This is a genomic window from Streptomyces sp. NPDC053542 (genome assembly GCF_044544685.1).
Taxonomy (GTDB): domain Bacteria; phylum Actinomycetota; class Actinomycetes; order Streptomycetales; family Streptomycetaceae; genus Streptomyces.
This window is the reverse complement of the sequence record NZ_JBITXL010000009.1, coordinates 48,637-61,328: the sequence shown is the minus strand read 5'-3', so window position 1 is coordinate 61,328 and position 12,692 is coordinate 48,637. Positions and strand designations below refer to the sequence as shown.

Annotated in this window: 12 protein-coding genes; 8 read left to right on the top strand and 4 right to left on the bottom strand. The window is 73.3% G+C overall.

The genetic code is table 11. The features are described 5' to 3' along the window. Positions 1-89: 89 nt before the first annotated feature. A complete protein-coding gene (locus tag ACIGXO_RS24785; protein WP_399791555.1) occupies positions 90-1,544 on the bottom strand; it encodes a purine-cytosine permease family protein in 1,455 nt (484 codons plus the stop codon). Between the two features lie 70 nt (positions 1,545-1,614). On the opposite strand from ACIGXO_RS24785, the gene ACIGXO_RS24780 reads away from it, so the two are divergent. Beyond that, positions 1,615-2,253 (top strand): TetR/AcrR family transcriptional regulator, encoded by a 639-nt coding sequence (locus ACIGXO_RS24780; RefSeq protein WP_399790814.1) that lies wholly within the window; start codon positions 1,615-1,617, stop codon positions 2,251-2,253. Between the two features lie 19 nt (positions 2,254-2,272). Further along, on the top strand, positions 2,273-3,898 hold the full coding sequence (locus ACIGXO_RS24775) for an amidohydrolase (RefSeq protein ID WP_399790810.1): 1,626 nt from the start codon (positions 2,273-2,275) through the stop codon (positions 3,896-3,898). Between the two features lie 81 nt (positions 3,899-3,979). Here the strand turns inward: ACIGXO_RS24775 and ACIGXO_RS24770 are convergent, their stop codons facing one another. Further along, complete coding sequence (locus tag ACIGXO_RS24770; RefSeq protein ID WP_399790807.1) at positions 3,980-4,702, bottom strand: GntR family transcriptional regulator; 723 nt, start codon at positions 4,700-4,702, stop codon at positions 3,980-3,982. A gap of 171 nt (positions 4,703-4,873) precedes the next feature. On the opposite strand from ACIGXO_RS24770, the gene manD reads away from it, so the two are divergent. From manD to ACIGXO_RS24745, 5 genes are all read left to right on the top strand, one after another. Continuing rightward, entirely contained in the window at positions 4,874-6,082 is a 1,209-nt protein-coding gene (manD, locus tag ACIGXO_RS24765; RefSeq protein ID WP_399790804.1) for a D-mannonate dehydratase ManD, read from the top strand. A 5-nt stretch (positions 6,083-6,087) separates the two neighbouring features. Then, a complete protein-coding gene (locus ACIGXO_RS24760; RefSeq protein ID WP_399790801.1) occupies positions 6,088-7,548 on the top strand; it encodes a mannitol dehydrogenase family protein in 1,461 nt (486 codons plus the stop codon). A gap of 87 nt (positions 7,549-7,635) precedes the next feature. Next, positions 7,636-9,033 (top strand): MFS transporter, encoded by a 1,398-nt coding sequence (locus tag ACIGXO_RS24755; protein ID WP_399790797.1) that lies wholly within the window; start codon positions 7,636-7,638, stop codon positions 9,031-9,033. Continuing rightward, positions 9,030-10,076, top strand: coding sequence for an L-idonate 5-dehydrogenase (locus ACIGXO_RS24750; RefSeq protein ID WP_399790795.1), 1,047 nt, complete (start codon positions 9,030-9,032; stop codon positions 10,074-10,076). The genes ACIGXO_RS24755 and ACIGXO_RS24750 overlap by 4 nt, the downstream gene beginning before the upstream one ends. An 88-nt stretch (positions 10,077-10,164) precedes the next feature. Continuing rightward, positions 10,165-10,686, top strand: coding sequence for an AAA family ATPase (locus ACIGXO_RS24745; protein WP_399790792.1), 522 nt, complete (start codon positions 10,165-10,167; stop codon positions 10,684-10,686). 12 nt (positions 10,687-10,698) lie between these two features. Here ACIGXO_RS24745 and ACIGXO_RS24740 read toward each other — a convergent pair whose 3' ends face one another. Next, entirely contained in the window at positions 10,699-11,592 is an 894-nt protein-coding gene (locus ACIGXO_RS24740) for an alpha/beta hydrolase fold domain-containing protein (RefSeq protein ID WP_399790789.1), read from the bottom strand. Continuing rightward, entirely contained in the window at positions 11,589-12,146 is a 558-nt protein-coding gene (locus tag ACIGXO_RS24735; protein WP_399790786.1) for a quercetin 2,3-dioxygenase, read from the bottom strand. Before ACIGXO_RS24735 ends, ACIGXO_RS24740 begins: the two co-directional genes overlap by 4 nt. Before the next feature lie 100 nt (positions 12,147-12,246). Between ACIGXO_RS24735 and ACIGXO_RS24730 the strand changes: the two genes are divergently transcribed. Next, a complete protein-coding gene (locus ACIGXO_RS24730; RefSeq protein ID WP_399790783.1) occupies positions 12,247-12,681 on the top strand; it encodes a MarR family winged helix-turn-helix transcriptional regulator in 435 nt (144 codons plus the stop codon). The last annotated feature ends 11 nt before the right edge of the window (positions 12,682-12,692 follow it).

The window sequence follows — 12,692 nt, the reverse complement described above, 5'->3', positions numbered from 1 at the left end:
TCGGCACCTGCCTCGCCCGGCGGGTGGGTGCCGGGGGGCGGCGCTCCGGCCCCGGGCCCGGAGCCCGCCGTGGCCGCGGCGGACTGAGCTCAGGCCGGTATCTCCGTCGCCGGACCGCCGCGCGTGCGGCGCATCAGGAGCGCGTAGAGCGCCGCCGCGACGATCATGCCGACGGGCAGGGCGAGGTCGACCCCGCCCAGGGCGGCGGCGACCGGGCCGGTGTACAGGGTGTTCACGCAGAGGGCTGACGCGGTGACACCCGCCGCGAGCGCGAGGGCACCCGACCAGTTGACGCCGCCGGTGTACCAGAAGCGGCTGCCGGGGGTCTCGTCCGTCAGGGCGGGACCGTCATAGCGGTTGCGGCACAGCAGGATGTCCGTGGCGTAGATGGCCATGCTGGGGCCGAGCAGGACGACGGTCAGCTGGAGGACGTTGCTGACGGTGTCCAGGAAGTTGGAGACGAGCAGCGCGTACAGGGTCAGTGCGACGGAAGCGGTGCCGTCGGCGAGGACGCTGACGGAGCGGCGGATGCGGATGCCGACCGCCTGGAGGGCCAGACCGGCGCTGTAGGCGGTCAGCGCGTTGATGGCGATCGTGCCGAGGACCAGCGCCAGCAGGAAGACCGGGGTGAACCAGCCGGGCAGGATCTTCTCCAGCGCGGCCTGCGGGTCGGTCATGTCGACCACCGTCGCGGCGAGGACGCCCAGGGAGCAGACGATCATGCTGGGCACGAAGGCGCCGAGCGCCGTCCATCCCAGGACCGCCTTCTTGGACGTCGTACGGGGCAGGTAGCGCGAGAAGTCCGCGCTGGTGGTGTACGACAGCGGGCCCGAGGCGACGAGCGTGACGCCGGCCAGGACGGTCGCCCACAGGTCGACGCCGGTCAGCGGCTCCTCGGGCACGTACGAGAAGTCGGCGTGCCCGACCACGCTGACGGCGACGACGGCGAAGACGGCGGCGAGGACCAGGGTGATCGGAAGGTACAGCTTCATGATCATCGCGTGCCCGTAGACGCTGATGGTCAGCGTGAGCGCGGCGATGACCACGATGACGACGACCTTGACGCCGGTGGTCGTCGTGATGCCGGCCTTCTCGACCAGGGAGAAGGCGGCGACCGCCGCGGCGGACAGGTTCAGGGCGAAGTAACAGACGGAGATCAGCCAGCCGACGACCGCGTTGTTCACGCGGTTGCCGAGTACGCCGTACATCGCCCGGGTGATCACCTCGCTCGGCGCGCCAGCGGACGGGCCCGAGACGGCGAGGAATCCGGTGAGCGTCCAGAACAGGTTGCCCACCGCGAGTACCGCGATGGCCTGCCACACGGTCAGGCCCATGAGGATCAGGGCGCCGCCGACCACCAGGCTGAGGTAGTTGACGTTCGCCGCGGCCCAGACGGAGAAGAGCTCGCGCGCCTTGCCGTGGCGTTCCGCATCGGGAATGTGGTCGATGCCGTGTGCCTCGATGCGGCCCGCCCGTTCGGAGGCGGGCGGGGCATCGTCCGCTCTGCGGGTGCCTGGCTGCGGGTCGGGAAGCGTGGACGCCATAAAGCCCTCCGGGGTGCTGGTCTTGCCCACCTGCTTGCTTATTGGTCGCACACTCAATAGCATCCGGGGTATGCCGTCAAGCGTTCAGCGGAAGCGAATCCGGAAGTCACCGGCCGACCGACGTGCGGAAATCGTCGAAGCGGCCGCCTCCGTCGCCCTGACCGAGGGGCTGGAGTGCATCACGCTGCGGCGGATCGGCGAACAGCTCGGCGTCCGCCCGGGGTTGATCAGTCATTACTTCCCCGCGGTGGAGGATCTCGTGGCCGAGGCGTTCGGCAGCGCCGCGAGCGCCGAACTCGACCGGCTCATCCCGGCGGAGCGGCCCGACGGCACCCCCACCGAGCACCTCGCCCGGTTCTTCGCCCAGGCGACGGGCGAGGCGTACGACGACATGAGCCGCCTCTGGATCAACGCCCGGCACCTCAGGCGTTACTGGCCCGTCCTGCGCGACCGGGTCGGCGTGCAGGAGGACGCGTGGGTCGGGCGCCTGTCCGGCCTGCTCCGCGCAGGCGTCGAGCGCGGGGAATTCCGCACGGCCGACCCGGAGGTGGTGGCCATGCAGATCCTGGTGGCGATCGACGGACTGGGGGCCTACACCAACGCCGTCATCGACAACTGCCCGCCCGCGGTGAAGCTGATGCCCCTCACCACCGCGGAGCGCGAACTCGGCCTGCCGAGCGGCGCCCTCATCCGGACCACCCCGAACTGACCATCCTCAAGGAGCCGTTGTGCGCACCGCCCTCGTCCTGCTCTCCGCCCGTCTGCTCGATCCGGTGACCGGCGCGTTCCTGCCGGAGACCGCCCTCGCCGTGTCCGAGGACGGGCGGATCGCCGCCCTGGGCGACGACCGTGCGATACGCGCGCTCGCCGGGCCCGCGACCACGGTGCTCGATCTGAAGGGCGCCGTGCTGACCCCCGGCCTGGTCGACGGGCACATCCATCCGATGCACGGCGCCGAACTCACCCAGGGCCTGGACCTGTCGGGCTGCGCCGACCTGGAGGCCGTACGCGAGGCCCTGGCCCGCGAGGTCCGCACGCTCGCACCCGGCGCGTGGCTGCGCGGCTGGGGCCTGGACCCGAACGTCTTCGGCGACCGCCCCGTCGAGGCCGCCGCGCTCGCCCCCGTACTGGACGGCGTCCCGGCCCTCCTCCTGCTCTTCGACGCCCACTCCATGCTGGCCAGCCCCCGTGCGCTCGAACTCGCGGGCGTCGACGGGCCGCGCACCTTCGCGCAGGCCGCCGAGGTCGTCTGCGACGCCGCGGGCCGGCCCACCGGCCTGCTCCTGGAGGACGCCGCCTGCGAGCTCGTCGAGCGTGCGGCGCCCCGGCCCACGCGCGCGGAGCGCCGCACTCAACTCGCCACCGCACTGCGGGAGATGGCCGCCACCGGACTCACCGGCGGGCACGTGATGGACGCCAATGGCGACAGCCTCGACCTGTACGCCGAACTGGACGCGGCCGGCGAACTGCCGCTGCGGCTGCGGGTCGCGCCCTGGTGCCAGCCCGGCGCCGACGACGACGCGCTGCGGGCGCTGATCGCGCAGCAGGGCACCGGCGGCCGGCTCTGGCGGACCGCGGGCGTCAAGCTCTTCATGGACGGCACCATCGACAACGGCACCGCCTGGCTGGAGCGCCCCGACTGCCACGGCGAGTCCACGCACGCCTTCTGGCCGGACCCCGCCGCGTACACCCACGTCATCGGCGAGCTGCACCGCGCGGGCATACCCACCGCCACCCACGCCATCGGGGACGCGGCGGTGCGGCACGCCCTCGACTCCGTCGAGAAGGCCCGCACGACGGGGGCCGCCGCGGTCCGGCACCGGATCGAGCACATCGAGACCGTGCCCGACGACACCGTGCGCCGGTTCGCCGAGCTCGACGTCCTCGCGTCCATGCAGCCCACCCACTGCTGCGACTTCACCCGGGCCGACCACACGGACAACTGGTCCCGCCGGCTCGGCGAGGAGCGCGCCGCGCGCGCCTGGCGCTGCCGCGACCTGTGGGACGCCGGCGCCACGGTCGTCCTCGGCTCGGACTGGCCGATCGCGCCGTATCCGCCGCTCACCGTCATGGCCGGCGCCCGCCACCGCCGCCCCACCCGCGACCTCACCCAGCCCGCGCACGGCCCCGGCCAGGCGCTGACCGCCCTGGAAGCCCTCCAGGCCATGACCGTCAACGCGGCTTACGCAGCGGGCGAGGAACACGAGGCCGGCCGCCTCGCCGTCGGCCACCGCGCCGACCTCACGGCCTTCGCGGACAACCCGCTCACCACCCCGGCCGCCGACCTGGCCGCCCTCCCGGTCCTCCTCACGGTCCTCGACGGCCGCCCGACCCACCGCGACCAGAGTCTCTGACGCACTCTCATACAACGGCCCCCGTCCCTCCTGCGCGGAGGAACGGGGGCCGTACTGCTGCTGTCCTGTCTGCGGGCGGGCCTACTCCCACACCACGACATTGCGGCGGACCGGGACCGAGCCCGTGTCCTTGGCGAAGAGCTCGGGTGAGCGGGCGCGGACGCGCTCGACGTCGTCGAAGACCGCGCGGAGGTGGGTGCGCATGGCCGAGCGGGCGAGGGCGGCGTCGCCGCCGAGCACCGCTTCGAAGATCTCGACGTGCTGGGCGGCGAAGCCCGTCGGGGTGGCGGTGTCGTAGAGGCCGAGCCGGCGCGCCCGGTCGAGGTGGCCCTTGGCCGAGACGACGGTCGCCCAGGCGCTGCCGTGTCCGCTCAGCCGCAGCAGGGCGTGGTGGAACGCCTCGTCGAGCTCGAAGAAGTCCTCCAGGTCCAGGCCCGGGCGCTGCTGCTCGGCGAGATTGCGCCGCAGCTCCTCGACGAGGTCCGCGTCGAGCTCGGCGGGGAGGCCGGGCAGGTCGTCCAGGGCCGCCAGCTCCACGGCCTCGCGCAGGAACTGCGCGTCGGCGACCTTGGCCGGGTCGACGCGCGAGACGAACGAGCCGACCTGCGGAAAGATCTGCACCAGCCCCTCCTGCGACAGCAGGATGAGGCTTTCCCGTACCGGCGTACGGCTCACTCCGAGAGCGGCCGCGAGCTCGTTCTCGGACAGCGCGGCGCCCGGGGGGAGTTCGAGGGTCAGAACCTTGCGGCGCAGCGTCTCGTAGACGGCGCGGCGGCTGGTTCGCTGCCGGTTCGATCGGGCCATGCGCTCATCGTATCGGGGCGCGACGACCCCGCCTCCCACGCTGGTCGATTCACGTTTCAAAAGTATTGCGCACCTGTGCGACCAGTGCTTGTATACCAGTGCCGGTCGGCCAGTAAACCGGTCGTTCGAGCGGTGTCACCACCCCCGAGGTCCCCGAAGGAGCAGGAACCTGTGAGCAAGATCGAGCGTGTCGAGGTGTTCGTCGCCTCGCCGGGGCGGACCTTCGTCACCCTGCGCATCACGACCTCGGACGGCGTGACCGGCCTGGGCGACGCCACGCTGAACGGCCGCGAGCTCGCCGTGGCGAGCTACCTGCGCGACCACCTCGTACCGCTGCTCATCGGCAAGGACCCGGCGCGCATCGAGGACATGTGGCAGTACCTCTACCGGGGCGCGTACTGGCGCGGCGGGCCGGTCACGATGACCGCGATCTCCGCCGTCGACACGACGCTGTGGGACATCAAGGGCAAGGTCGCCGGCCTGCCCGTCTACCAGCTGCTCGGCGGCCGCTCGCGCGCCGGCGTCATGGTCTACGCGCACGCCAGCGGCACGGACACCGCCTCGCTGATCGACGACGTCGAGCGGTTCCTCGGCCTCGGTTACAAGGCCGTGCGCGCCCAGGCGGCGGTCCCCGACGTCGGCGGTACGTACGGGGTGCGCAAGGGCAAGGTCTACGAGCCGGCCGCCACCTCGCTCCCCGACGAGCAGCCCTGGGACACCGAGGCGTACCTCCGGTTCGCGCCCACCTACCTGGAGGCGGTCCGCGAGCGCTGCGGCTTCGGCTTCCACCTCCTGCACGACGTCCACCACCGGCTCACCCCGATCGAGGCGGCCCGCTTCGGCAAGCAGGTCGAGGACTGCCGGCTGTTCTGGATGGAGGACCCTACGCCGGCCGAGAACCAGGAGGCGTTCCGGCTCATCCGGCAGCACACGACGACGCCGGTCGCGGTGGGCGAGGTACTCACCTCGATCTGGGACGTGCAGCGCCTGATCACCGAGCAGCTCATCGACTACGTGCGCACCAGCGTCGTGCACGCGGGCGGCATCACGCATCTGCGGCGGATCTTCGATCTGGCAGCGCTGTACCAGGTCAGGACCGGTTCGCACGGGGCGACGGACCTCTCCCCCGTCACCCTCGCCGCCGCCGTCCACCTCGACACCGCGGTCCCGAACTTCGGCATCCAGGAGTACATGGCGCACGCGGACGAGACGGGCGAGGTCTTCCGCAGCGGCGTGACCTTCGCCGACGGCATGCTGAACGTGTCCGAGGAGCCCGGACTCGGCGTCGAGTACGACGAGAAGGCGGCCGAGCGCTTCCCGTACCAGGCCCGCTACCTGCCCGTCGCGCGCCGCCTCGACGGCTCCGTGCACGACTGGTGAGCGCCATGACGTCCCCCGTACTGAACCTGGCCGCGCTCCCCCGCATCCCTGAGCACCTGCGCCCGGCCGTGGACCCCCGCGAGCTGCGCCCCCGTACCGTCCACTTCGGCCTCGGCGCCTTCCACCGCGCTCACCAGGCCGTCTACACCGAGAACGCCGCCGCCCGCTCCGGTGAGCCATGGGGGATCGCCGTCGTGGCCCCGCGCTCGGCCCGGACCGCGGCAGCGCTGCGGGCCCAGGACTGCCTGTACTCGATGACCGAGCTGCGCGCGGCGGAGACCGTGACCCGCGCCGTCGGGTCGGTCGTCGAAGCGCTGGGGATGGGTCCGGACGCCGCGCGGATCGACGCGCTGCTCGCCGATCCCGAGGTGTCCGTGGTGACCCTGACGATCACCGAGAAGGGCTACTACCGCAGCCCCGAAACGGGCGCGCTGGACGTCGCGGCGCCGGAGATCGCCGCCGACCTCGTGGCGGCGGCCACGGGCCCGCTCACCACCGTCGTCGGGCGGCTCGCCGCCGGGCTCGCCGCGCGGATGCGCGCGGGCGGCGCCCCGGTCACCGTCGTCTCCTGCGACAACATGGCGGCCAACGGTGCCGCGCTCGGCCGCGTCGTACGGGACTTCGTCGCGGCCGCGCCCTGGCCGGACCGGCAGGCCGTACTGGACTGGATGACGGCCTCCGTCGCCTTCCCCTCGACCATCGTGGACCGCATCGTGCCGGCGGCCACCGACGCGGACCGGCAGGCGGCACAGGCCGCGCTGGGCGTCCACGACGCGCTGCCGGTCGTCGGCGAGCCGTACCGGCAGTGGGTCCTGGAGGACGCCTTCGCCGGGCCTCGGCCGCCGTGGGAGCTGGACGGCGCGCTGTTCGTCCCGGACGTCGTGCCGTACCAGCTCACCAAGTTGCGGCTGCTGAACGGCTCCCACTCGGCGCTGGCCTATCTCGGCGCCGCGGCGGGCCGCACGACGATCGCGGACGCGCTGGCGACCGGCTGGGGTGAGCGCCTCGTCCGTGCCCTGTGCGCCGAGGTCGCCCCGACGCTGCCCGCGGGCGGCCCCGACCCGGCGGCCTACGCAGCGGACCTGGTCGAGCGGTTCCGCAACCCCGGGGTGCGGCACCTGCTCCGGCAGATCGGCTCCGACGGGTCCCTGAAGATCCCGGAGCGGTGGCTCGACGCGCTGCGCACGCTGCGCGCCGCCGCCACCGCCACCCCCGTGCTCGAACTCGCCCTCGCGGGCTGGGCGAACGCCACCCGCCCCGCCGACGACGGCGGGCAGCTCTTCGGTACCACCGACCCCGCGGCCGCCGCCCTGGCCCGCTGCTGGCACGAGGCACCGGACGACGCGGACGCGGTCCGCCGCCTGCTGGGTGTCCTCGGCGCCGCGGACCTGGCCGGGGACGGGGCGCTCGTCGCCGCCGTCGCCGCCCGGCTCCCCGCGCTGCGGGCCGGCCGGGTCGAGGTCTGACACCCGCCCCGCAAGCCCGAAGCGCAGTCCCGAAGTGCAGTCCCGAAGCGCAGTCCCGAAGTGCAGTAAGAACAACGGAGTTCACCCATGACGGACACCACACAGGCGGAGCCGGACGGCGCCGTCGGAAGAACGACGCGCGACCTGACCAGAGCGGCCGTCTCCGGCTGGCTCGGCACGGCCATGGAGTTCATGGACTTCCAGCTCTACTCGCTGGCGGCCGCCATCGTCTTCAACAAGATCTTCTTCCCCGATGTCAGCCCCGCGATCGGGCTGATCGCCGCCATGGCGACCTACGGCGTCGGCTATGTCGCCCGGCTCGCCGGCGCCCTGTACTTCGGGCGGATGGGCGACCGCATCGGCCGCAAGAAGGTCCTCTTCCTCACCATCCTCCTGATGGGCGCGTCGACCACACTGATCGGCGTGCTGCCGCCGTACAGCGTGATCGGCATCCTCGCGCCGGTCCTGCTGGTCGTCCTGCGGCTCGTCCAGGGCTTCGGCGCGGGCGCCGAGATCGCCGGGGCCACGGTCATGCTCGCCGAATACGCGCCCCCGAAGCGCCGCGGGCTGATCTCCTCCCTGGTCTCCCTCGGCACCAACTCCGGCACGCTGGCCGCCTCCGGCCTGTGGGCGGTACTGCTCGCCGTGCTCAGCGAGGACCAACTGGTCACCTGGGGCTGGCGGCTGCCCTTCCTGCTGAGCTTCGCCCTCATGGTCTTCGCGGTCTGGCTGCGCCGGAACCTCAAGGAGAGCCCGGTCTTCGAGGAGCGGCCCGACGTCGTGGACGGGGTGGCGATGTCCCGCGCCGAGGCCGCCGCGGCGGTCGAGGACAAGGCCGTCGAGCCGGAGCGCGAGAGCGTCATCGAGGCCGGTCTGCGGCAGCGCAAGGGCAAGGCGTTCTTCCTCGCGCTCGGGCTGCGCTTCGGACAGGCCGGCAACTCCGGCCTCGTACAGACGTTCCTCGTTGGCTACATCGCCACCACGCTGGGCGCCGACCGGTCCGTCCCGACCGACGCCATCGTGTACGGCTCGCTGCTGGGCTTCGCCACCGTGCCGCTGGTCGGCCTGCTCGGCGACCGCTTCGGCCGCCGCCCGGTCTACATCGCCCTCACCGTGCTGACCGTCCTGCTCGCCTTCCCGGTGATGTTCCTCATCGCCTCGGGCACCACGGCCGGGGTGACGGTCGGCATGATCGTCGGGCTCAACGTCGGCGTCCTCGGCCTCTTCTCGCTGGAGAGCGTCACGATGGCCGAACTGTTCGGTGCGCGGACCCGCTTCACCCAGCTCGCGCTGGCCAAGGAGATCGGCGGCATCCTCGCCACCGCCATCGGCCCGGTCGTCGCGGCCACCCTCACCGCCGTCACCGGCAGCTGGTGGCCGATCGCGGCGATGCTCGTCGGCTACTCGCTCATCACCCTGCTGTCCGTCGTCCTCGCCCCCGAATCGCGCGGGCGTGACCTGGTGCGTCTGGAGGACGCGATATGAAGTCGGTTGTCGTGCACGGCCCCGGTGACCTCCGGATCGACGAACGCCCCGACCCGGTGCCGGGTGCGGGCGAGGTACTGCTCGCCATGGAGTGGGGCGGCATCTGCGGCTCCGACGTGGGCTACTGGAAGCACGGCGGGACCGGTACGGCCGTGCTCAAGGACCCGCTCGTCCTCGGGCACGAGGTCGCGGGCCGGATCGCCGCCCTCGGCGAGGGTGTCAGCGGGCTGACGGAGGGTCAGCCGGTCACCGTCCACCCGGCCACGCCGGCCGACGACGAGCCCCTGCCCGACCGGCTCGCCGGCCGCAGCAATCTCCATCCCCGCGTCCGGTACTTCGGGTCGGCCGCGCTCCATCCGCACACGGACGGCGGGTTCAGCGAGTACCGCGTGGTCCGCGCGGCGCAGGTCCGGCCGCTGCCGGAGAACGTGACCACCGAACACGGCGCTCTCGCCGAGCCGCTCGCGGTGGCGATGCACGCCGTGCACCGCGCCGGGGACGTGCGCGGGAAGACGGTGCTGGTCAATGGCGCGGGGCCGATCGGGGCCCTGGTGGTGGCCGCCGCGAAGCACCGCGGAGCCGCCGCGGTGCTGGCCGCCGACCTCTCCGCCGCGTCGCTCTCCGTCGCGCGGGCCATGGGCGCGGACGAGACGGTCGACCTCGGCAGCGGCGCGGCCCTCCCGGAGGACGTCGAGCTGGTCTTCGAGGCTTCGGGCGCGGCGGCCGCGCTCGGCCCGGTCCTCCGGGCGACCGCGCGCGGCGGCACCGTCGTCCAGGTCGGCAATCTCCCCGGCGTGGCCGTACCCGCGGCGCTCGGGGACCTGGTCACGCGGGAGATCACCTGGATCGGCTCGTACCGCTTCGTCGAGGAGATCGACGACGCGCTGCTCGCGATGCAGCAGGGCCTCGACGTGTCGCCGGTCATTACGCACCGCTTCGGCATCGACCGCGCGGCCGAGGCGCTGGCCGTCGCCGCCGACCGGTCGAGCGGCAGCAGCAAGGTCATGCTGCGGCTGGCCGCCACGCCGGCCGGCGCTGTGTGACGCCCGGGCCGTCCGGCACCATGAGAGTGCCGGACGGTCCGGAACGCGGTGGATGGTCCGGAACGCGGCGGAAGGAGGTGCACAGCGGATGCTGCCGGAAAGTACGGAGCCGGAGCCGGCCCTGTCCGTCCCGGAAAGTACGGCACCGGGCCCGGTCCTGTCCGTGCTCGTCGGGCTCCAGGCGGCCGGTAAGACCACCTTCTACGAGCAGCACCTCGCCGGCCGGCACGCCCTGGTGAGCAAGGACCGTTTCCCCCACTCGGCCCGGAACAAGCAGGCCCGGCAGATGCGCCTGATCGAGGAGGCGCTGGCCGCCGGACGGCCGGTGGCGGTCGACAACACCAATCCGACGCCGGCGGAGTGGGATCCGCTGATCGCCATGGGCCACGCGTACGGCGCGCCGGTGACGGCGTACTGGTTCCCGCCTGACCTCGCGGGCTCCCTGCACCGCAACGCCGCGCGGGAGGGCCGGGACCGCGTCCCCGACATCGGTGTCCGCGCGACCTGGCGGCGGCTGCGCAGGCCGTCGCCTGCGGACGGGTTCGACGCCGTGCTGGAGGTGCGGTTCGACGGCCGGGGCGGGTTCACGGTACGGCCGGCCCGCGACTGATTCCTCGCGGGCTCAGCGCACCAGCCGCTCCACGAAGGCCAGCGAGCGGGTGAAGATCTCCGTCACCCGCGCGTCGGACGCCCCGTGCCAGCCGTGCTCCGCGCCGGGCACCGTCCACAGCTCGGCCGGCGCGCCGGCCGCCTCCAGGCGGGCGGCGAGGGCGTGGCTGTGGCCCGCGGCCACCATGGTGTCCGCGTCACCGTGCACCAGCAGGAAGGGCGGGGCGCCCGCGTGGGCGTGCGTCACGGGGCTGGCCGCGCGGGCGAGGCCGGGCACGGTGGCGGGCGCCGCGCCCAGCAGCGCGGCTTCGGGCGTGGCCGCGTCCCACGGGTCCCAGCCGCCGCGCGCGGTGGCCAGGTCGCTCGGCCCGTACCAGATGACGGCGCCGGCCGGAGCGGGCCCCGCGTGGCCCGGTGCCAAGCCGGTGAGGGCGAGCAGCGAGGCGAGGTGGCCGCCGGCGGACTCGCCCCACACCACCGTCCGCGCGGTGTCGACGCCCAGCTCGGCGGAGCGCAGCGCGAGCCAGCGCAGGGCGGCACGCAGATCGTCCAGGGGCGCGGGGAAGTGCGCCTCGCCGGAGAGGCGGTAGTCAGCGCAGGCGACCGCGAGGCCGGCGGCGGCGATCCGGGCGAAGGGGCCGGGCTCCCAGTCCCGCAGCCGCATCCCCATGTCGTCCCGCCGCCCGACGCGCCAGGCGCCGCCGTGCACGTACAGCACCAGCGGCACCGGGCCACCCGCCGGCTCCTCGGGCAGCCACAGGTCCAGCTCCAGGGGGCGGCTGCCTGCCGGAACGGCATAGGGGACGCCGCGCAGCAGCCGGACGCCGGGGGCGCAGTGCGCGGCGGGCGGCAGCGGGGCGGCCTCGGGCGCGGGCGCCGCGATCAGCGCGCGCAGCGCGGCGCTCACCGGGTGCGCCACTGGTGGTCGGGCAGGAACCGGACGTCGAACTCCCGCGGTACGGTGCCGAACTTCTCGGGCGCGGGGATCACGGGCTCGTGCGGCAGACCGAGCTGCTCGGCGGGCGCGCCGAGGTTCTCGAAGAACCGCTCGAAGGTGCCGCCGGGTCCGGCCGCGACGCCGACGACCTGGCTGTGGTGGCGCTCCATGCGGTACGCGTGCGCGCAGTTCTTCGGTACGAAGCCGAAGTCGCCGGTGGTCAGCAGCTTCTCCTGCTGCTCGCCCTCGGTGTCCTCGACGAACAGCCGGACGGCGCCCGCGGTGATGTAGAAGACCTCGTGGGTGTCGGCGTGCACATGGGCCGGGATGACATCCCCCTTGGGGCCCTCGACCGTGAAGAAGTTGAAGGTGTTCTCGGTCTGCTCACCGCCCGCGTAGATGGTGATCAGGTCGCCGAACAGATGGGCGCGGTCGCCCTCGCCCTTCTCGACGAAGTAGGGCTTGCCCGGCTCGGCGGGGATGCGCGAGGCGCGCCGGTAACGGGTGGCGTATTCAAAGGTCATCGACTCTCCCGGAGGCGTACGGCATTCATGTCAGGGCACTCGCACCATGGGCTGCATGTCAGGCAGCCTGACACCGACTACGTCAGGTAGCCTGACATCGATGGACACCAACCGCAACCTCCCCCAGCTGCTCGGCGAGGCCCGCAACTGGTTCGACCAGGGCCTGCTGGCGGCCATGGACGGCGACGGCACCCCGCCGGTCTCCCCCACCCAGCTCCAGCTCTTCGCCGTACTGGACGAGGACGGCACGACCGTGTCCGAACTGGCCCGGCGGATGGGCGTCACGCGGCAGACCGCCCACCAGGCGGTGCACAGCCTGGTCGCCGCCGGCCTGCTGGAGCAGGCACCGCACCCCGCCTCCGCCCGGCAACGCCTGATCCGCCGCACCCCGGAGGGCACCCGCGCGCACCGCCGGGCGCTGCGCGTACTGGAGCGACTGGAGCAGGAGCTGGCCGAGCGGATCGGCCACGGAACGGTCGACGCGCTCCGGACCGCGCTGGAAATGCCGTGGGGGGACCCGCCCACTGCCGGGTGAGCCGCCCCGGG

What these genes read in the sequence shown, in the direction of transcription:
- ACIGXO_RS24785 (WP_399791555.1), bottom strand. Translation starts at nt 1,544, where the DNA reads ATGGCGTCCACGCTTCCCGACCCGCAGCCAGGCACCCGCAGAGCGGAC.
- ACIGXO_RS24780 (WP_399790814.1), top strand. Translation starts at nt 1,615, where the DNA reads ATGCCGTCAAGCGTTCAGCGGAAGCGAATCCGGAAGTCACCGGCCGAC.
- ACIGXO_RS24770 (WP_399790807.1), bottom strand. Translation starts at nt 4,702, where the DNA reads ATGGCCCGATCGAACCGGCAGCGAACCAGCCGCCGCGCCGTCTACGAG.
- ACIGXO_RS24760 (WP_399790801.1), top strand. Translation starts at nt 6,088, where the DNA reads ATGACGTCCCCCGTACTGAACCTGGCCGCGCTCCCCCGCATCCCTGAG.
- ACIGXO_RS24755 (WP_399790797.1), top strand. Translation starts at nt 7,636, where the DNA reads ATGACGGACACCACACAGGCGGAGCCGGACGGCGCCGTCGGAAGAACG.
- ACIGXO_RS24750 (WP_399790795.1), top strand. Translation starts at nt 9,030, where the DNA reads ATGAAGTCGGTTGTCGTGCACGGCCCCGGTGACCTCCGGATCGACGAA.
- ACIGXO_RS24745 (WP_399790792.1), top strand. Translation starts at nt 10,165, where the DNA reads ATGCTGCCGGAAAGTACGGAGCCGGAGCCGGCCCTGTCCGTCCCGGAA.
- ACIGXO_RS24735 (WP_399790786.1), bottom strand. Translation starts at nt 12,146, where the DNA reads ATGACCTTTGAATACGCCACCCGTTACCGGCGCGCCTCGCGCATCCCC.
- ACIGXO_RS24730 (WP_399790783.1), top strand. Translation starts at nt 12,247, where the DNA reads ATGGACACCAACCGCAACCTCCCCCAGCTGCTCGGCGAGGCCCGCAAC.